Origin of the sequence: uncultured Bifidobacterium sp., from assembly GCF_959020155.1 — a bacterium.
In the GTDB taxonomy this organism is placed as follows: Bacteria; Actinomycetota; Actinomycetes; order Actinomycetales; family Bifidobacteriaceae; genus Bifidobacterium.
In genome coordinates, this window is the sequence record NZ_CAUERC010000008.1 from 47,980 (window position 1) to 67,288 (window position 19,309).

The 19,309-nt window shown below is 60.8% G+C and carries 19 protein-coding genes; 13 read left to right on the top strand and 6 right to left on the bottom strand.

All coding sequences use genetic code 11. The annotated features are described in order from the left end of the window. Window positions 1-44: 44 nt before the first annotated feature. The 13 genes from Q5H31_RS03820 (at window position 45) to Q5H31_RS03880 (ending at window position 15,628) form a co-directional block, all read left to right on the top strand. Complete coding sequence (locus Q5H31_RS03820; RefSeq protein WP_302457519.1) at window positions 45-890, top strand: histidine phosphatase family protein; 846 nt, start codon at window positions 45-47, stop codon at window positions 888-890. A 114-nt stretch (window positions 891-1,004) separates the two neighbouring features. After that, complete coding sequence (locus Q5H31_RS03825; RefSeq protein ID WP_007054371.1) at window positions 1,005-1,955, top strand: magnesium transporter CorA family protein; 951 nt, start codon at window positions 1,005-1,007, stop codon at window positions 1,953-1,955. Window positions 1,956-2,050: 95 nt separating this feature from the next. Then, window positions 2,051-2,896 (top strand): glutamate ABC transporter substrate-binding protein, encoded by an 846-nt coding sequence (locus tag Q5H31_RS03830; protein WP_007054370.1) that lies wholly within the window; start codon window positions 2,051-2,053, stop codon window positions 2,894-2,896. A 42-nt stretch (window positions 2,897-2,938) separates the two neighbouring features. Beyond that, window positions 2,939-5,902: a leucine--tRNA ligase gene (gene leuS, locus Q5H31_RS03835; protein WP_011068058.1), complete on the top strand. Its 2,964-nt coding sequence runs from the start codon at window positions 2,939-2,941 to the stop codon at window positions 5,900-5,902. A 442-nt stretch (window positions 5,903-6,344) separates the two neighbouring features. Then, window positions 6,345-6,842 carry a helix-hairpin-helix domain-containing protein gene (locus Q5H31_RS03840; RefSeq protein WP_007054369.1) on the top strand — a complete coding sequence of 166 codons (498 nt, stop codon included), beginning with the start codon at window positions 6,345-6,347 and terminating at the stop codon, window positions 6,840-6,842. Then, on the top strand, window positions 6,839-8,593 hold the full coding sequence (locus Q5H31_RS03845) for a ComEC/Rec2 family competence protein (protein WP_165506377.1): 1,755 nt from the start codon (window positions 6,839-6,841) through the stop codon (window positions 8,591-8,593). The genes Q5H31_RS03840 and Q5H31_RS03845 overlap by 4 nt, the downstream gene beginning before the upstream one ends. Before the next feature lie 139 nt (window positions 8,594-8,732). Next, entirely contained in the window at window positions 8,733-10,079 is a 1,347-nt protein-coding gene (locus tag Q5H31_RS03850; RefSeq protein WP_007054367.1) for an amidohydrolase family protein, read from the top strand. Between the two features lie 66 nt (window positions 10,080-10,145). Beyond that, window positions 10,146-11,117, top strand: a complete 972-nt coding sequence (holA, locus tag Q5H31_RS03855) for a DNA polymerase III subunit delta (protein ID WP_007054366.1) — start codon at window positions 10,146-10,148, stop codon at window positions 11,115-11,117. A gap of 20 nt (window positions 11,118-11,137) precedes the next feature. Then, window positions 11,138-11,704, top strand: a complete 567-nt coding sequence (gene tsaE, locus Q5H31_RS03860; RefSeq protein ID WP_007052688.1) for a tRNA (adenosine(37)-N6)-threonylcarbamoyltransferase complex ATPase subunit type 1 TsaE — start codon at window positions 11,138-11,140, stop codon at window positions 11,702-11,704. Window positions 11,705-11,765: 61 nt separating this feature from the next. Then, the gene (tsaB, locus tag Q5H31_RS03865; protein WP_007052689.1) at window positions 11,766-12,647 is read left to right on the top strand and encodes a tRNA (adenosine(37)-N6)-threonylcarbamoyltransferase complex dimerization subunit type 1 TsaB; all 882 of its coding nucleotides are present in this window, start codon (window positions 11,766-11,768) and stop codon (window positions 12,645-12,647) included. Window positions 12,648-12,663: 16 nt separating this feature from the next. Continuing rightward, window positions 12,664-13,218, top strand: a complete 555-nt coding sequence (gene rimI / locus Q5H31_RS03870; RefSeq protein ID WP_008783284.1) for a ribosomal protein S18-alanine N-acetyltransferase — start codon at window positions 12,664-12,666, stop codon at window positions 13,216-13,218. Further along, the gene (gene tsaD, locus Q5H31_RS03875; protein WP_007052691.1) at window positions 13,215-14,258 is read left to right on the top strand and encodes a tRNA (adenosine(37)-N6)-threonylcarbamoyltransferase complex transferase subunit TsaD; all 1,044 of its coding nucleotides are present in this window, start codon (window positions 13,215-13,217) and stop codon (window positions 14,256-14,258) included. The genes rimI and tsaD overlap by 4 nt, the downstream gene beginning before the upstream one ends. Before the next feature lie 434 nt (window positions 14,259-14,692). Continuing rightward, window positions 14,693-15,628: a tyrosine-type recombinase/integrase gene (locus Q5H31_RS03880; RefSeq protein WP_302457520.1), complete on the top strand. Its 936-nt coding sequence runs from the start codon at window positions 14,693-14,695 to the stop codon at window positions 15,626-15,628. Between the two features lie 56 nt (window positions 15,629-15,684). Here the strand turns inward: Q5H31_RS03880 and Q5H31_RS03885 are convergent, their stop codons facing one another. From Q5H31_RS03885 to Q5H31_RS03910, 6 genes are all read right to left on the bottom strand, one after another. Beyond that, window positions 15,685-16,011 (bottom strand): hypothetical protein, encoded by a 327-nt coding sequence (locus Q5H31_RS03885; RefSeq protein WP_022527659.1) that lies wholly within the window; start codon window positions 16,009-16,011, stop codon window positions 15,685-15,687. A gap of 18 nt (window positions 16,012-16,029) precedes the next feature. Next, on the bottom strand, window positions 16,030-16,986 hold the full coding sequence (locus Q5H31_RS03890) for a nucleotidyl transferase AbiEii/AbiGii toxin family protein (RefSeq protein WP_165501186.1): 957 nt from the start codon (window positions 16,984-16,986) through the stop codon (window positions 16,030-16,032). Then, window positions 16,970-17,521, bottom strand: a complete 552-nt coding sequence (locus Q5H31_RS03895) for a type IV toxin-antitoxin system AbiEi family antitoxin (RefSeq protein ID WP_007052696.1) — start codon at window positions 17,519-17,521, stop codon at window positions 16,970-16,972. The genes Q5H31_RS03890 and Q5H31_RS03895 overlap by 17 nt, the downstream gene beginning before the upstream one ends. Before the next feature lie 73 nt (window positions 17,522-17,594). After that, window positions 17,595-18,500, bottom strand: coding sequence for a Fic family protein (locus tag Q5H31_RS03900; RefSeq protein WP_007057623.1), 906 nt, complete (start codon window positions 18,498-18,500; stop codon window positions 17,595-17,597). 47 nt (window positions 18,501-18,547) lie between these two features. Continuing rightward, the gene (locus tag Q5H31_RS03905) at window positions 18,548-18,817 is read right to left on the bottom strand and encodes a hypothetical protein (RefSeq protein WP_302457521.1); all 270 of its coding nucleotides are present in this window, start codon (window positions 18,815-18,817) and stop codon (window positions 18,548-18,550) included. Beyond that, window positions 18,814-19,221 carry a hypothetical protein gene (locus Q5H31_RS03910; protein WP_302457522.1) on the bottom strand — a complete coding sequence of 136 codons (408 nt, stop codon included), beginning with the start codon at window positions 19,219-19,221 and terminating at the stop codon, window positions 18,814-18,816. Before Q5H31_RS03910 ends, Q5H31_RS03905 begins: the two co-directional genes overlap by 4 nt. Window positions 19,222-19,309: the final 88 nt, after the last annotated feature.

Below are 19,309 nucleotides of genomic sequence, written 5' to 3' on the forward strand. Positions count from 1 at the left end.
AGATGAGTATGGCAAACCGCAAGAGAACGAGGTGGCGAAAACCGATGATCGATGAAGTGATGATGCTGCGTCATGGCCGTACGCAATACAATCTCGAACATCGCTTGCAAGGCCAGATCGATGTGCCGCTCGACATCGTAGGCCAATGGCAGGTTGACCAGACCGGATTCGCGCTCGCTTCACGGTATTACTGGGCCAAGGTGAACCGACTTGCCGAGCATCCCGAAGCCATCGCCCAGCCCGGTCCTGACGCCGCCGAACGCACTGATACGCGCCAGTTCGAGGAGGCTCCCGCCGCCGGCCGGCGCATGGTGGTGATGACCTCCGACCTGTTCCGTGCCCAACAGACCGCACACGCCTTCGCCGATATTTTGGGATTGCCAGTCACCTGTGACCAACGACTGCGTGAACGCAGCTTCGGCGAGTGGGAAGGCATGACCCGCGCCGAAATCAAAGCCGTGGCAGCCGACGACTACGCCTCTTGGAAACAGCACACTGGGGGCGAAACCAAGCATGGTGTGGAAAGCCGTGCCGCCGTGGGGCAGCGAGGTGCCGATGCCGTGCGCGCACTGGTCATCGACTCCGCCTATTCAGACAGCACGCCCACCACGCTGATGCTCGTCACCCATGGCTCATGGATTACCGCCACCATCTCCAACCTGCTCGAACTTGACCCGGACGGCATGAACGCACTCGGCGGCATGCGCAACGCCTGTTGGTGCCGGCTCAAAGTGCGCCACAGCGCCAACGGCACCCCCATCGAACAGCCCCTGTGGGAGTTGGAGGAATACAACAAGGCTCCCGCCATCGCCGACAGCGCCGACTGGGAGAACGGGCCGACCGATCTGCGAGGACCGCACATGCCAAGTTGGCAGCCAATCGTCTGGTGATGGTCGCTATGCGAAACCCCGCTCGCAAATTCGAACGGTGGGTCTAGACTAATCTCGGTTTGGAACCGTACAGCGATAGAACAGTAAGAAAGCGCGGAAGGCGGGTGAGACGACATGCTGAGAATCTTCAGCTCAATCAATGGCCAAGTGGAGCAGATCGAGAAACCGGAAAACGGCTCCTGGTTATGTTTGAGCGAACCCACTGATGTGGAGCTCGCCACCGTCGCCTCGCAAACCGGCATCGACCTGGCCGACCTGCGTGCCCCTTTGGATGACGAGGAACGTTCACGTGTAGACGTCGAAGACGATTACACGATGATCATCGTCGACATTCCCACCGTGGAAGAGCGTGGCGGACGCGACTGGTACGAGACCATCCCGCTGTCGATCATCGTCACCGAAAACCTCATCATCACCGTCTGCATGCAGGACACGCCCGTGCTCCACCCATTCATGGAAGGCACGATCCGAGGCTTCAACACCTTCATGCGTTCGCGCTTCATCCTGCAGATCCTGTACCGCAACGCCACGATGTACCTGCGTTACCTGCGCATCATCGACCGCGAAAGCGACAAGCTTGAACTGAAGCTGCGCCACTCCATGCAGAACCGCGAGATCGTGATGCTCATGGAGCTGAGCAAGACTTTGGTGTATTTCACCACATCGCTGAAATCGAACGAAATCGTGATGGAGAAGCTCACCACCCTGCAACGCATCAAGCAATACCCGGACGACGAGGACCTGCTCGACGACGTCATCACCGAAAACAAGCAGGCTATCGAGATGGCCAACATTTACAGCGGCGTTCTTGCGAACATGACCGACGCTTTCGCCTCGATCGTGTCCAACAACCTGAACAACGTGATGCGCATCTTCACCATCATCTCCATCACACTGTCCATCCCGACCCTGATCTTCTCGATGTACGGCATGAACTTCGATGGCGGCATGATGGGTATGCCGTTCACTGACAAGCCGTGGGGTTTCATGCTCATTATCGTGATTTCCATGGTGCTCTCCGGTGCGGTTGCCTGGTTCCTCACACGTTCGCGCATGTTCAAGTAAGGCGTTTGACGGTTATGCACCACTGGTCATCGTTCGCCAGCCGTAGCATGCTCCGCGCTCGCCGTCCGATGCGGCGCGGATTTCGCTCCCGACTGATGGCAGGATTCGCCGCGGCCTTTGGCGTGATATTGCCATTATCCGGTCTGGCCGGTTGCGGCCAAATTCAAGTCACCACCGTCTCCGGAGCGCCGGAGGGGCCCACCATCGCCATTGGGGTCGCAGCCGACGAGCCATCGGTGGGAGCATGGCATGACGGCACATACCAGGGCTTCGACATCACCATCGCCAAATACGTGGCCGCCAAACTCGGCTATGCGAACAAGCAGATCGTCTTCAAACAGGTTCGCCCCGAAAACCGGCGCTCCATGCTGGACAATGGACAGGTCGACATGGTCGTCGCCTCTTGGCCTATCACCGATGGGTCCAGTGCGATCGTTGATTTTGCCGGACCATACCTCACGACCAGCGTCGGTTTGCTGGTCAGGTCGGATGAGCGTGGCCGATTCACCAATGACGCAGGTTCGGTGGGTGACGTAGGCGACGGCACGGTGTGCGCAGTGAAAGGTGACGAGACAGTCGGCATCTTCCGCGGCAACCACCCGCAGGCTCGGATTCAGGAGCGCAGCAGTTATGCGCAGTGCGTCACGGCCGTGCAAGTAGGGTCGGCGGATGCCATAGCCTCCGATATGGCGGTGCTTTCCGGTCTTCAAGCGGCCAACGGGCCCCAGTATATGGACGTGATTGCGGACAAGGGCGAGGTCGGTTATGGCATCGCCGTGAGTCAAGGCACCAGCCAATTGGCGCAGAAAATCGCGGAAGCATTGGAAGACATGGTTGAGGATGGCAGCTGGACGGCCGCCAAGGATACGTTCACAAGCCAAACAAAGCTCACGGTTTCGCTGAACGGCGACCCCAAAGCCATCGTCTCGGATGCTGAATAACGATTGACGACGTGTCCAGTTGCGAGGCTACCTTGCTGATTTATGAGTGACAACGAGAAGAGCACGCAAACCGAAGAGCCCAACTTCCGCTACAACGCCGCACTGGCGCAGGACATCGAAAACAAGTGGCAGAAGATTTGGGACGAGCAAGGCACCTTCTGGGCCGCCAACGTCAACGGCGATTTGAAGGACGGCAAGGGCCGTAACGCCGAAGGCCGCACCGCCTACTTCGCCATGGACATGTTTCCCTACCCGTCCGGCAAGGGCCTGCACGTCGGCCACCCGCTGGGCTACCTGGCCTCCGACGTGGTGAGCCGCTACCACCGCATGAAGGGCGAGAACGTCCTGCACGCCATGGGTTACGACGCCTTCGGCCTGCCTGCCGAACAGTACGCAGTCCAGACCGGCCAGCACCCGCGCGTGACCACTGAGGCGAACATCGCCAACATGAGCCGCCAGCTGCACCGTATGGGCCTGAGCTTCGACAACCGTCGTACGTTCGCCACCATCGACCCCGGCTACGTGCGCTGGACCCAATGGATCTTCTCGCGCATCTACGATTCCTGGTACGACGAGGACGCCACCAACCCGTCCGGCTCCAAGGGCTCCGCACGCCCGATCGCCGAGCTCGTGGCCAAGTTCGAATCCGGCGAAAAGGCCATTCCGGGCCACGAGTCCGATGGCAAGCAGTGGTCCGACCTCACTGACGCCGAGCAGCAGGATATCTTGAACGACTTCCGCCTGGCCTACATCTCCAAGTCCCCGGTCAACTGGTGCCCGGGTCTGGGCACCGTGCTGGCCAACGAAGAGGTCACCGCCGAAGGTAAGTCCGAGCGTGGCAACTTCCCGGTCTTCCAGCGTGAGCTACGCCAGTGGTCCATGCGCATCACCAAGTACGGCCACCGCCTCATCGCCGATCTTGACGGCATCAACTGGCCTGAGAAGGTCAAGCTCATGCAGCGCAACTGGATCGGTGAATCCCATGGTGCCTCCGTGCACTTCATCGTGGCCACTGCCGACGGTGACAAGGACATGGAAATCTACACCACCCGTCCCGACACGCTGTTCGGCACCACGTTCGCCGTGGTTTCCCCGGAACATCACCTGCTGGAGAACGTGCCCGCCGAATGGCCGGCCGATGTACCCGAAGACTGGAAGGGCGGCTATGCCAACCCGGTCGAGGCGGTGAAGGCCTACCGTCTGGCCGCCGAAGCCAAGACCGCCAAGGACCGCGTGAACGAGGCCGGTGAGAAGACCGGTCTGTTCACCGGCCTGTACGCCACCAACCCGATCACCGGCGCGAAGCTCCCGCTGTTTACTGCCGACTACGTGCTGATGGACTACGGCACCGGTGCCATTATGGCCGTGCCTGGTGGCGACCAGCGCGATTACGACTTTGCCGTGAAGTTCGGTCTGCCTGTCATCTACACCGTCACGCCTCTGCCGGATTCCGGCGACGACTTGGCCAACTACGAGGGCAAGGCGCCGTTCGTCTCCCATGACGGCATCGTGATCAACTCCTCCGTCGAGGCCACCGAAGCCAAGGGCGACGCGCTGAGCCTTAACGGCCTGCGCGTGGACGACGCCATCGCCAAGGTCAACGCCTGGCTCGAATCCGCCGGCGTGGGCAAGGGCACCGTAAGCTACCGTCTGCGCGACTGGCTGTTCTCCCGCCAGCGCTACTGGGGCGAGCCCTTCCCGATCGTCTACGGCGAAGACGGCACCCCGCACCTGCTGCCGGATTCCGCATTGCCGATCAACCTGCCCGACGTGCCCGACTATGAGCCGCGCACCTTCGATCCGATGGACGCAGAGTCCAACCCGGAGGCACCGTTGAGCCGCAACGAGGACTGGGTCAAGGTCGAGCTCGACTTGGGCGACGGCAAGAAGACCTACTACCGCGACACCAACACCATGCCGAACTGGGCCGGCTCCTGCTGGTACTACATGCGTTACATCGACCCGACCGACACCAAGCACATGGTGGAGAAGGACGAGTTCGACTACTGGATGGGCCCGAACCACAACAAGTACTCGGGTGATGAAGGCGGTGTGGACCTGTACATCGGCGGCGTCGAACACGCCGTGCTCCACCTGCTCTACTCCCGTTTCTGGCACAAGGTGCTCTTCGACCTCGGCTACGTGGACTCGGCCGAACCGTTCCACAAGCTGTTCAACCAGGGCATGATCCAGGCCTACGCCTACACCGACGACCGCGGCCAGTACGTGCCGGCCGACGAGGTCGTGGAAGGCCCGGCCGACGCCTCCGGCGAGCCGACGTTCACCTGGAACGGCGAACATGCCAATCGCGAGTTCGGCAAGATGGGCAAGTCCCTCAAGAACATCGTGACCCCGGACTACATGTACGAGAACTACGGTGCCGACACCTTCCGCCTGTACGAAATGAGCATGGGCCCGCTGGACGAGTCTCGCCCGTGGAACACCCGCAACGTGGTCGGTGGCATGCGCTTCCTGCAGCGTCTGTGGCGCAATGTGGTCGATGAGACCACCGGCCAGGCCCATGTGACTGAGGACACGCCGGACGAAAAGACCCTGAAGCTGCTCAACAACACGATTGCCGAAGTGACCGCGGAAATGGAAGGCATGCGCCCGAACACCGCCATCGCCAAGCTCATCGTGCTCAACAACCACCTGACCGGTCTGAAGGCTGTGCCGCGTGCCGCCGTGGAGCCGCTGATCCTGATGCTCGCGCCGATTGCCCCGCACATCTGCGAGGAGATGTGGAGCAAGCTCGGTCACGCCGAATCCCTGTCCGCCGAGCCGTGGCCGGTGGCCGACGAACGCTACGTGGGCCACGACACCGTGACCGCCGTGGTGCAGATCAAGGGCAAGGTGCGCGCCAAGCTCGAAGTGCCGGTCGACATCGATCCGGCCGATCTCGAGAAGCAGGCGCTTGCCGCCGTCGCCGACCGTCTTGGCGGCAAGGAGCCGCGCAAGGTGATCGTCAAGGCCCCGAAGATCGTCTCCATCGTTCCCGCGGAGTGACTTGTTGCGAGCCAGCTCCCCTCTTTGAGGGGAGCTGGCTCGCGTAGCGAGACTGAGGGGAGCGTCAACCGCCCACCTCAATTGTGGATAACTTCATAAGCTAGAACCACATACCCCGTTTCAGCTGGACAAACGCCCATGAATCCATCAGCGTGGATGCATGGGCGTTTCTCATAACCATCGCGCAGACCATGCCGCCAACCGTTTGCGCGCATTCAGCAGGCAGAGCGCAGCCATGCCCCAACCGCGAGTGGAACGGCCCACGACGCCTCCGCCGCCTCCCGGCCATGCACGGATCCGTCCGGCCGGCCACCCGCCCCAAAGGGCGCAGAGCGGCCTGCGGCAGGCGACTCGTGACAAACGTGCGTTATCGGATCTGATTGGCGTACGTTCCGCCGATGCCGTCGGCGAATCAGCCAGACTCACCCGGGATCAGCCGCGATTGTCGTTCACCATTGGGCATGCCTTGGCCGTGATATTGCTGCTGATCGTCGCCCTTGGCATCAGCTTGGCATTGCTGGTCCAACAGTCGATGAATATGGCCATGCTGTCTCAACCGACCGCCATGCAGACCACGGGCGGCTCCGCTGGAGATCAGACGATGCCATCGCAGAACACCACGGACGAGAAACGCACGGATCCGCAGCAGTCGGAGCATTCCGATGCCACAGCGAACCCCGAATCGGATACCACGCAATCTCCGCACATGCAGACGGACGGCAGCGATGCCGGCGCTTCCACGCATGGTCTCATCAACCTCAACACGGCTACCGCTGAGGAATTGCAATCCATCAAAGGTATTGGGCCGGTTACCGCTCAGCGGATCATTGATCATCGCACGGCGATTGGCGGGTATACATCAGTCGATCAGCTGCTGGATGTCAAAGGCATCGGCTCCAAGACGTTGGAGACCATGCGAGGACAGGTGACGGTCGGATGAGCAGGGATTGGATACTGCGCGAGCAGGGGAGCCGCGATTGGAGGATGTTGCCGATCGCCATAGTGATGTGGGCGGCGAGTCTGGGAGCGCACGCATTATTCGCATGGAGGATGTCTGATGGACTCGGCACTGGTCAGGCAAAGGCCGATGCCGGAGCTGGCATTGACGTCACCATAATCGGCATGGAATGGCCTGTCACACGAATATTGCCTATAACAGTGGCGTCATGTGCTGCCGTGGCGGCGATGATTGTGGTGTCTTTCCGCCTGCGGATCCGGTGGACGGGAACATTGACCGTATGCGTTGCGGTGGCGTGCATCGGCAGTATGACGGCAATCGCGTCGGACACCATTGCCTGGCATGATCCTGCCTCCGCACAAGCTCGCCAATCCAGTTCATACCACGAAGTCATGGCCACGGTGACGACGCCCGTGATCGCTTCGGACCAACGCACATACGATTGTCAGACGGACATACGGCTGAGCGGCATCACTGTGGATGGTACGGATGTACGTTCCACGGTCGCTGTGCGTGTATACGCCGACGAATCGTATTGTGGGCAGTTGCGTCGAGGCGCGGTCCATCTGCTGACAGGCGTATTGCAGCAAGCGCGATATGGACGCATACCACTATGGCTGCTCTTGGAAGGAAAACAGCCGGTAGCACAGGTGCGGGCTCCGCCGTGGCATCTCGCCGCGATTGCGCATGTGCAGGAGGCGTTTTTCACCGTGACCGAACAATTGTCCGATCAGGGGCGTGTGTTGGTGCCGGGATTGACGATGGGTGTGCTTGGCCAGGATTATATCGGCGGCGAGACCGGTCCGATGCCGGTCAACAGCACGTATGCGCAAACGTTGGAGAATCAGTTCCGCCAGTCCGGCATCATGCACCTCATGGCCGTATCCGGCGGCCACTTTGTACTGGTGGCGGGATTGGTGCGCCGGTTATGCATGTGGATGCTGCTTGATCGGCGGCTGACGGCGTTGCTGGTCTCTGGAGTATATGTGCTGCTGGCATTGGCGATGTTCCCCAGTGATTCGGTCACCCGCGCGTTCATCATGGGATTGATAGGTGCGTTGACGTATGCGATGGGGCGGCGTACGCAAGCGTTGAGCGCCCTGTGCTGGACGGTAATCGGTGTATTGGCGGTGAATCCGGATATGTCGGCCAGCTACGGATTCGCCTTGTCTTCGGCCGCCGTACTGGGTATCGTGCTGTTTGCGGGGCGGCTGGCCGGTGCCTTTGAGCGAGCGATGCCGCACGGCATCGCCGAAATGATGGCGATGACCGTGGCCGCGCAGTTGTTCACCCTGCCGATTCAGGTGTTGATGGAACCGGAGTTGCCGTTGCTGTCCGTGCCGGCGAACCTGTTGGTGTCGCCGTTTGTGGGATTGGCCACGATGGCGGGATTGATGGCATTGGCCTGCGCATGGTGCGAGCCATGGCTGGCCGGCGTATTCGCGTGGATATCGTCATGGGGCACGCTGGTGATGGAACGGGTGGCGTTGTGGCTGGGTGGCAGCACGATGGCCGTCATCCCATGGAAAGACGGCGTTACGGGTGCCGTGCTGATTGTGGCGGTGGAAATCGGTATCGGCATGCTACTGGTGTTCGTCAGCCGTTGCCTCCAGCATGTCCGTCGTTATGAGGCCGGAATGCCTGGCGTGCGCTTCGGTTCCGCTTGGCGTGTCCGCCTCAGTCTCTGGTGCGAGGAGACGAGACGTCTCTTTACGCGGCGGCAAGCCGAATAGCCAATGCGGTATTCGGTGCAGCAACCATCGCAATAGCCAGCCGAACCTATGCGATAGGCCGCGCGGCATAAACCATCAGCCGGCAAAACTGCGATACAGTTGAGACCAGTTCAACCAGCTGCATGAAGGAGTGCCGGCGATGATGTTGTCTCATAATCCGATAGTCGAACCATTCGCATTGGCCCACGCCACCATCGTCACCGGAGATAAAGCCGGAACCATACTGCGTAACATGACGATCGTGGTCGGAGCCGACGGACGTATCGAACAGGTTGCACCCAGCATCGAAACCAGTATCCCAGCCGAATACCACTATCTTGACGGCACCGGCAAAATCGTGATGCCGGGGCTGATCAATGCGCATACCCATCTGTTCTCCCAAGGCAAGCCGCTCAATCCGAAGCTGGCGACGCCCAAAGGCCAACGTATGGTCGCCACATTCGCGCATTCGCCATTGGGCAAGCCGTACATGGCCGCAACCGTAAAACACAACGCCACAACATTGCTGGAGTCCGGCGTTACGACGATCCGCACGCTTGGCGACGTGGGATATGAAGTCGTGACATTACGCGATCAGATTGATGCAGGCCAAATCCTCGGACCGCGTATCTTGGCGTCCGGACCGCTGATGGCGATTCCCGAAGGCCATGGCGCCCCGCTTATCGCACTGACCAGCGGCACCCCGGAAGAGGCGCGTACCGCAGTCGCGCAGAATCTCAAGGCTGGCGTCAACGCCATCAAAATCGCCGCGACCGGCGGCGTAACCGATGCACAGGAAATCGGCGAGGCCGGCAGCCCGCAGATGAGCGTGGAACAGATGCGGGCGATTTGCGATGAGGCGCATCAGTATGGTGTTATTGTCGGCGCGCACGCGCAAAGCCCGGAAGGCGTGCGGCGTTCGCTGCTGGCCGGCGTCGATACCATCGAACACGGTAGCGTGCTCGACGACGAATTGATCGGCATGTTCCGGCACAATCCGAATGCGTTGCGCGGATACTCGGCATTGATTCCGACACTGTCCGCCGGCCTGCCATTGACCTTGCTTGGACAGGACGTGACCGGCATCACCGACATCCAATTGGAGAATTCCAAAAACGTGGTCGGAGGCATGGTTTCAGGTGCTCGTCAGGCGCACGAGGCCGGATTGATGATAGGCGTCGGCACCGATACAGGCATGACATTCGTGCCGCAGTACGCCACATGGCGTGAGCTGGAGCTGCTGGTCGCATATGCCGGTTTCAGTCCGGCTGAGGCCCTGCACGCAGCCACTGCCGTCAACGCCTCCATTCTCGGCGTCGATGCCGAGACCGGTTCTTTGGAAGTCGGCAAATCCGCTGATTTGCTTGTGCTGAATGCCAATCCGCTGGACGACCTGCGCGCGTTGGAACACCCGGCATTGGTCATCGCGGCCGGTCACCCGGTATGGCGTCCCGGTCCCAAGCGTTTCGCGGATATCGACGCCCTGTTGGATGAGGCATACGCCTAATCGCGGGGTGCTGCCGGGCCGTTATGCCGGCAGGTCATTGTCCAACCTGTGTGGCGAGATGGGGGCATGGCGAAAACAGCAGCGAACGTACCGGTAACCGTGGTGCCCGGAGGCGACTCGTATTTGAACGACGCGCGCACCAAGGCACTGTGCGCACAAGCGTTGAAGGCGCGACCCGACGCCGAACTCATCGAGCTCGACGCCACATCGGCCGACCAATATGCCTTCGATGAAGCCGTCAGCCCATCGTTGCTTTCCGACGTTGCCGTGGTCAAACTCGTCAACCTGCAGAATGCCGACGAAAAGCTCGCCGAAGCTTTGGTGACGTACACCAAGCAGGCCGCCAAGGATCCGAACGGCTCCAGCGTGGTGATCTGCCAGCACGAGGGCGGCGTCAAAGGGCGCAAGATCATCGACCAACTGGTGAAAGCCGGCGCTCGCAAAGAGGACGTGCCGGATTTGAAGAAACCGGATGCCCAACTCAATTTCGTACTCGGAGAATTCGAGAAACGCGGTCGTAGAGTCGAACCGATGGCCGCGCAGCAGCTGGTATCCGTGCTCGGCGGCAAAACCGGCGAACTCGCCGCCATGTGCGAGCAATTGTGTTTCGACTTTGACGATAATCCGATGGGGCTCGACTGTGTCAACCAGTATTTGACCGCCAATCCGCAGGTCACCGGTTTTGCCGTGGCAGACAAGGCCGTGGAAGGCAAAACCGCCGAAGCCATCGTCATGATGCGTGCAGCTGTGGAACAAGGGACCGATCCCATCGCGTTGATCGGCGCGTTGGCCATGAAGCTCCGTACCATTGCCAAAGCCTCGGCGGTCCGGGCCGGCACGATTTCACAGGCCGAAGCGAAAACCAATCCGTGGGTGCTGAAGAATGCGATGCGCCAACTTGGCGGCTGGACTTCGGCAGGACTCGCGCATTGCATCCGTATGCTCGCCTGGGCGGATGAGCAAAGCAAAACGAACGGCGGCGACCCGGTATATGCGCTGGAACGCTGCATTGAAGACATCAGTCATAAAGGTCGGTAAAAGTCGATAAAGGGGTATTTATGAGCGAACACACTATTGCGGCTCCCACCAGCGAGGCCATGCAGGAGCTCGGCCGCCGCGTGGCCGGAATGGTACACGGCGGCGATGTATTGCTGCTCTCAGGCCCTCTTGGTGCCGGCAAAACCACATTCGCCCAAGGCTTCGGGGCGGGGCTGGACATTACCGAACCCATCGTGTCTCCTACATTCACCATTGCCCGCGAACTTGACGGGCATTTCGCCGACGGCACTCCGGCTCATCTGGTGCATGTGGATGCCTACCGTCTGGGCGGCTCAGCCTATGCGCCGGGGCAGGACGCCATCGGGCGTTTGTTGGACGAGCTGGAATCGCTGGGATTGGACGAAGAACTTGAAGACCCCGGCGAGAACACGGTGGTGCTTATGGAGTGGGGCGAACAAATGGCCACCGCCTTGGCTCCAGAACGACTTGAAATCCATATCGATCGACCTCTCGATTCCTCCGATGTCGCATCCGCTGGATCAGACGGCGAACTCACCAGCAACGGCACTCGTACCGTCGCATTCGTCCCAGTCGGCAAGCGATGGGCCGCGTTCGACCTGCAATAAGCCATGCGCCCATAGACTCCTCGATGTACACTCTCTAGAGGCTTTACGACTAGGAGGATTCATGGGTTGCACGTTGGTGATTGACACCTCATTCGGTTCGACGGTCGGCATTGTGGGGCGCGAGCCCATTGTGGAGACCGATTCGCGCACCCATGTGGAGAAACTGCAGGTCAATATCGCGCGCGCGGTCGAGGAGGCCGGCCTGACTCCTGCCGATATCGAGGAGATCGTCGTGGGCATCGGCCCGGCGCCATTCACCGGCCTGCGCGCCGGCATCGTGGCCGCCAAGGCGTTGGCCTTCGCCACCGGGGCCAAGCTCGTCGGACAGAACGTACTCGACCCGCAAGGCGAGATGATGAGCTTCGTGCTGGGTGACAGCGCCATGTTTGACGGCATCGATTTCCTGGCCGACGTGCCGCGCTTGAGTTCGCGCCAATCGGATGGTGACGTCCCGGACGCCGAGGCCAAGGAACACGAACTCGACCGCCACGTCACGCTGTGCGTCAACGATGCGCGCCGCAAGCAGCTGTACTTCTCGCTCAACCACGGCAGCATCAGCCTGCCGGACGAGGACGCCGCCGAACGACGCTGGATCGAGATGGATATCGACTACCCGGAGCATATCGTCGAACGGGTGAACGCGGCGCTCGCGGAACACGGCGAACGCGACGGCGTCAGCTATGTGGTGGATGTGGCCGGCCACGGCGCGGCCAAATACGCGTCCGTCTGGCAGGGACTGCGTGCGCTGGGCTCCGTGGTGGACGGATCGGTATTGGATGCCGGGAAAGCCGGGCTCGCCGTCTTTGCGACCACCGCGTTGAGCCGCGAACTGCGCGGCGACCAGGTCGTGCCGATCGAACCGTTGTACCTGCGCCGGCCGGACGCCGAAGTACCGAACCCACTGAAGCACGTGCTCGGCCATGCCGGTGCCGATAAGGCGTGAAGTGGGTTGTGGTCCGATGATTGTTGACATCACTGCCGTAAGTCGTGATCTTGCGGTTCGTTCCATCGCGCAGTTGGAAGGCGAACTGTTCGGCCGCGGCGCATGGAATGCGAACATGGTGCGAGAGGAACTGGACGCACCGGCCCGCACGTATCTGCTGGATGTGCTGGGAGAGGCGGAACAGGCTGTTGTCCGCGGCTACGCCGGCTTCTGGTACGACGGCGAGGACGCCGAGCTCATGACCATCGGCGTGGGCAAGGCATACCAGCGGCAAGGCATCGCCGCTGCGTTGCTTCAGGTACTGGTCGACGAGGCGAAACGTCAGGGCGCCTCGCGCATGCTGCTCGAAGTGCGTGTGGATAACGACCCTGCGCTGGCCCTGTATCAGCGGTTCGGATTCGAACGCATGGGATTGCGCAAACGCTACTACCAGCCCGAAGGCATCGACGCATACACCATGAGCTTGGACCTGAAACCTAGGGTCGTGGGCTTTGCCGCCCCGCAGACGGCATCGGCGGACATTGAAGACATCACCAGCAAGCAAACGGAGAAGAACGGAGAAGCACGATGAGCGAACCGGTTGTACTGGGTATTGAATCCACCTGCGACGAAACCGCAGCCGCCATCGTACGCGGCCGCGAACTGCTCTCCAACGTCGTGGCCTCATCCATGGAGGAACACGCGCGATACGGCGGCGTGATCCCCGAAATCGCCTCCCGCGCGCACGCCGAGGCCTTCGTGCCATGCGTGTCCAAGGCGCTCGTCGACGCGAACATGACGTTGGCGGATGTGGACGCCATCGCCGTGTCCGCCGGTCCCGGACTGGCCGGTTGCCTGGCCGTGGGCGTGTCCGGCGCCAAGGCGCTGGCCTGGGCTGCGAACAAGCCGATCTACGGCATCAACCATGTGATCGGGCACATCGCCGTCACTCAGCTGCAGTTCGGCCCGTTCCCCAAGGACACGCTGGCTCTGATCGTCTCCGGCGGCCACACCTCGCTGCTGCACGTGGAAGACATGCCGCGCAAAATCGATGTGGTGGGCACCACGCTGGATGACGCGGCGGGGGAGTGCTTCGACAAGGTCGCCCGCCTGCTCGGCTTCCCGTATCCGGGCGGCCCGCACATCGACCGCCACGGCCAGAACGGCGACCCGCACGCCATCAAGGTGCCGATGGGCCTGACACAAGGCAAGGCCGGTGCCGCGCACCCGTATGATTTCAGTTTCTCCGGTGTCAAGACCGCCGTGGCTCGCTGGGTGGAAAGCGAGCAGGCCGCCGGCCATGAGATTCCGGTGGACGACGTGTGCGCCTCCCTGGCCGATTCCGTGGCCACCGTGCTGGCCCGTAAGGCCATGCGCGGCTGCCGGCAGTACGATTCCAACACGCTGATCGTGGGCGGCGGCTTCTCCGCCAACTCGCAGCTGCGCGCCAAACTGCTCGAATTCGGCGAGAAGTACGGCGTCGACGTCCGTATCCCGCAAATCAAGCTCTGCACCGACAACGGTGCCATGGTCGCCATGCTCGGCGTGAACCTGGTCGAAGCCGGCGTGGCCCCCAGCGCCCCCGACTTCCCGATTGACTCCGCCATGCCCCTGACCAAGGTTTCGATGTAAGATTTGCGCGGTATTCCCAAACTGATACTGGGAATACCGTGCCTCTCATCGGTGAATTGACAGTGACCTGTCTGCCTGATGTGAGTAGTGGTGAGGTCTTCGCCATGGATTTCCCGGTTGATGATGGGGTGTCGTGTCTGGTCACCAATACGATGAAAATAAAAAAGCCTCGGAGAACCGAGGCTTTCGATGGCTCCTGCGACTGGGCTTGAACCAGTGACCGTCCGATATACGGTTCTGGCTCGCAGCCGTAGGGCTTTTTGCAACAGGAGTAGACAATACACCAGCCTTGCTGTTCCTTCAAATCGGCGTGTCATCGCGCATGTTCGCCTTGCAGCTGGTTTTCCGAAGAGCATCGGCCAGAAACGCGCAATAGTATTCCTTGGGAAGTGATGAAGAAGTCACTTCCCTTTTCTATGCGCTTAAGGAGCCCCATGAGGTATTGGAACGACAACAGGAAGAGCTGCGAACACGTCGAGCCACGGGAGGATTGGAAAGAATCCATTGAGAAATGGATCGACTGGATGGACGCCATCGGACGCACGAACGACACCCTGCGCACCCGCTGGTACCAGATCGTTCGATTCTCCAAAGCCGTCGATAAAAGCATCACCGACGTGACCGAAGACGACCTCATATTCTACCTAGCCGGCATGGGAACCGAAGGCAGACGCGGAGTACGCAGCTGCGTCAAGGTCTTCTACCAATGGAGCATGAAGCGAGGGCTCGCCCGCCGCAATCCGGCGGACGAAGTGCCCACCGTGCCCATGACCCTTCCGTCCGGCTGCATCTGTCCCGAGGAGAACATCGAACAAGGACTCGCATCACCCGACGAGAACGCGCGGCTGGCCGTCATGCTGGGCGCGTTCTGCGGCCTGCGCCGCATCGAAATGACCAGAATCAACCTGAAGACCGATCTGGAGGAGAACGCCGAGGGCATGGTGCTCCACGTCCACGGCAAGGGCAACAAGGAGCGGATGCTTCCCGTGCCGGCAAAGCTCGCTTCGGCATTGCGGAAACGCACCGGCGTATGGCTGTTCCCCGGAGACGTGCAGGGACACTGCGGCGTCGATTACGTGGCGAAGAGGATCAAGACGGCAACCGGATACCCGTCGCACAGCCTGCGCCGCAGGTTCGCCACATGCGTCTACTACAGGAACGGCTGCAACATCGTGCTTGTCAGCCGTATGCTGGGGCACGCCAACATCGCCACCACCATGCGTTACATCGGCCTCGTGCAGGACGAAATGCGCAACGCCGTGGAATCCACCACCCGCACCGACATGAGACTGACCATGCCCATGAACCAGGTCGTCGGAACAGCCGGCAGCGTCGCCACCTATTCCCTTAGCGCCGCGAGGATCGGATGAACAAACGGTATACGCCAACATGCTTCTTTGCGCATATTGGCGTATACCAACACCGCTCACCGAGTGTTCCCGAGACTGGAAAGCGGCAACGCGGCTATGTCTATCCCCAGCGCATCGGCTGCGGAGAACACCGCTTCAATCGGGGCTTCGCCCCGCTGGAGCAGAGCATCGGCAAACCGGGGATCGATACCGGCCTGGGAGGCAAGGTCGTCGGCGTCCCAGGAATGGTTCGCGGTCTCTTCACGGAAGGCGGCTGCGATATCCGATTCGGTGCGGGCGAAAAGAGTCCGGCGTTCACGCGGCGCTTGGAAACGGCTGAGGTAACGCGCGTACTCCAATTGCGCCTTTGTCGGCTCAGGCAAGTTATAGTCCAGATTCGACATCGCAGACCTCCTTAGCGTTCAGCGGGTTGGACTGGAGTCGTTCGACGCACCGAAAATAGGGAATCCGGGAACCGCATCGGCCGACGATGGAGTGCCTGGAGTGCCGTACAACGTCCCGATCTGTTCGATCGCCCATGCGCTCCAACGTGGGGATTCGACCGTGGATGTCATCAGGCCGGCGGGGAGGAACCGGCGCATCTCGTCGGCGAAGGCATCCGAGCCGATCACATCGGCGACCCCCGCCACGCGATCAGCACGGTCTGCCCAAAGTCCTTCTTCGCCGTAATCAGATGATTTCAATTCCGCAAGCTCCATCGCCCGTCGGGAATCGACGTCGCCTCTCGACGCCAACCAGCACATGTCCCACAGGTCGCGTCGCCGCAGGTGCGATGCGCAGGCATAGGAGAGCAGCTTGTCGGCAAGAATCTCGGTGGGGCTTTCCACATCGAGGATGATCTGACCCGACAAGGCCGGGAACATCGGATAGTTGACCAAGGCGGGACGATGCTGCGGCTCGTACGCGGGAATCGATGCCACCTCCAGCTTGATTGTCTGGCTCGGCAGATCCTTGCGCTGACCGGCCGTGCGAATCGCTATACGCCATCTGCGCGTCAGCCCATCGGCGTCGGGTCTCGGCTCCTTGACCCGGACCGTCACATCATCGCCCATCCCCGAGAGCGAATCGGAGATGCAGGAGCCAAGCCCTTTAAGGGTGTCCATGTCGAACGAGGTGCCGCCGGCAAAATCAAGGTCCTCGCTGTACCTTGGGGACCCGTGGCACAGGCGCAGACTCGTGCCGCCCTGGAACACCAGCGAGGAGAAGAAACCCTCGCGCATCATGGCATCCAGGATTCGATAATGCAGAAGTTCCTTCTCGACCACGGGAAGCAGATTGCCCATGCCCTCGCCCCCGGCCAAGACGATCCCGGCCACCATAGCCTTGTAGTCATAGGTGCCGTCAGCTCCAGTCATCATCGTCCTCCAATTCGTCCATGTCCACCAGATCGAGGTTGCGTCCGACGGCCTTCAGGTCACGATACGCCCACTGTTTCGACGCGAGCGGCGTCAGTCCGTCATCGCGGGCGATCAGGTTCGGCAGGATGCGACTCCAGCTGAGCTTGCAGTGCGTGAACTCGATCACCCCGTACGCGGTGCGGAACTCGCCCTCACGGCCCGTGGTCATGAACGTGACCCTATCCACCGGAATCTGGCTGATCACGTTCCAGCGCGACAGAGCGCTTTCGAGGCTTTCCCACACCAGCTCGCCGGAACGCAACCGCTTTGCGACCTGATGAAGTGTCCCCTCGCCGAGATGGGAGGAATACGCGAACACGTAGACGCCACGGGCGGCACGGACCAACGCCTTCGCCGATACCAGGCTGGACAGGGTTCGGTTCAGTTTCTGCCCCTGCTCACCCAGCACGACGGCCAGTTCGTTCTTGCAATACACGTAGCACGAGTACTTGGCATCCATCTCGCGCAGCTGATCAATCGCCTCGCTCCTCTTCATGCATATAAGTGTACATGAATATATGTAAAAACGCATATTCATGTACACCTATCACAATCCTGAAGCGTTCCAATCAGAGGGAACGCCCTCGTGCCGGACCGTCTTCGAGACCAATCCCGTCGATGGCGTTTTCCGAGAAAGGGTTCTCTCTTAATCTGCCGACGATTTCCGCTACGGCGCGCTCTTCCTGATCAACGCATTGGACAAGCTGGGAAATGAACGGCTTGGGATCGCCGTCAACCTGCCATGCTTCCAGACTTTTCCCATAGCTGCGGCCGGCATCATGTTTGATTGCTACGGGCCGGTAGCCGGCAGCCATGAGCATGAGATTCAGAATCTGTCGCCCGGTTCGTCCGTTGCCGTCCGTGAATGGATGGATGTTCTCGAACATCGCGTGGAATCCGGCAGCTTTGAGGATCGGGTGGTCTTTGGAACCGTTCACCGCGTCCACGAGCGCTTCCATGTCCTCGTAGATTTCAAGTGGGTCGGCGGTCTTCACTCGGGTGGCGGTGATCCTTGCCTGGTAGCCGTAGGGGCGGAACCGACCCCTGAGCGCGGGCTGCATGTCCAATGCGGTGACTTCATGCAGCTTTTGGATCATCTCGACACTCAGCGTCCGCTCCTCTTCAGCGAATCGTTCCGCATAGGCCATGCCATCCGCAACGCCACGGGCGGCGAAGATGTATCTTGCCGGCGAGTCGGTCGGCACGAACTCGCCCTCCAACACCAGTTCGGTGTCCTCAAGCGTCAGCGTGGATCCCTCGATCGCGTTGGAGTTGTAGACATAGCGGGCCATCCATTCCTTACGGTAATCCTCAAGCGCTGACTGCTCCACCCCATCCAAAGGAAACATCTGCCTGAACCGTTCTCGGGCGGCATCGGAACGACGAAGCAAGTCGGACACCTCCGCGTCCCGCTCCAGAGAGTCCAAGAGAGGAGGAAGGTTTCGGATTTTCTCAGTCAGCGCTGGATTCGGCATATCGGCTCCTTAATCGATGCTTCCATAAGTCTACAAGCGCAGGCGCGTCACATGGACAGTCCGACGATTTTCTTGCCTTCGAGAAAGTCCTGGAAAAAGGCCGTGGAATCATCGTTGCCGTCCGATGATTCCACGGATGGCTCCTGGAGACGCATTTCCTCGACTTCTGCGGCGGTCTGCTTCGTCGCCTGTTCGAGCTGGTCGCACAGACTGACGGTCTTGCCCGTGAAAGCGGCCGCGAGGTAATGCGGGTCAATGTCCAAGGCGATGGCATCGGCGCTTCGCAGGCATTCCCCGGCCTGCTCGATCAATCTCATGGCCTGTTCCACACGCGCCCTGGCACCATCGAGACCGGATGCTTCAAGCCCCTGTTCCATGGGTTCGTCCGACCAGGAGCGGATATCGAGCCGGGGATCAAGCGTGAAATCCACCCCGCGTCACGCAACGCAAGCACGGCGCTGCGGTAATGCCCGCTCTGCCAGTCCGCTATGAACCGGTCCGCGAGCCCCTTGTCCTGAGTCCCGCATTCCTCGGCGAGGAATCCGCGCAGCGCCTCCTCGTCATCCTCCTCCATGAGCGCGGCGCTGACGGCCACATGGTTCCGGCCGTCATGCGACTCGAAATACAGCATCGTGTCGGGCAAACGATCACGGTCCGCGTGCTCCAGCAATTCGCCTATCGACCGGTCCATTCCCGCCGTGACCTCATGTTCATCACTCATATTCGTTTCTCCTTGTTCCATATTGTTTTCCTGTTCACCGGGTCATGCCGTACGGCGATGCCTGGTCAAGGTTCAACGTGCCGGCCGG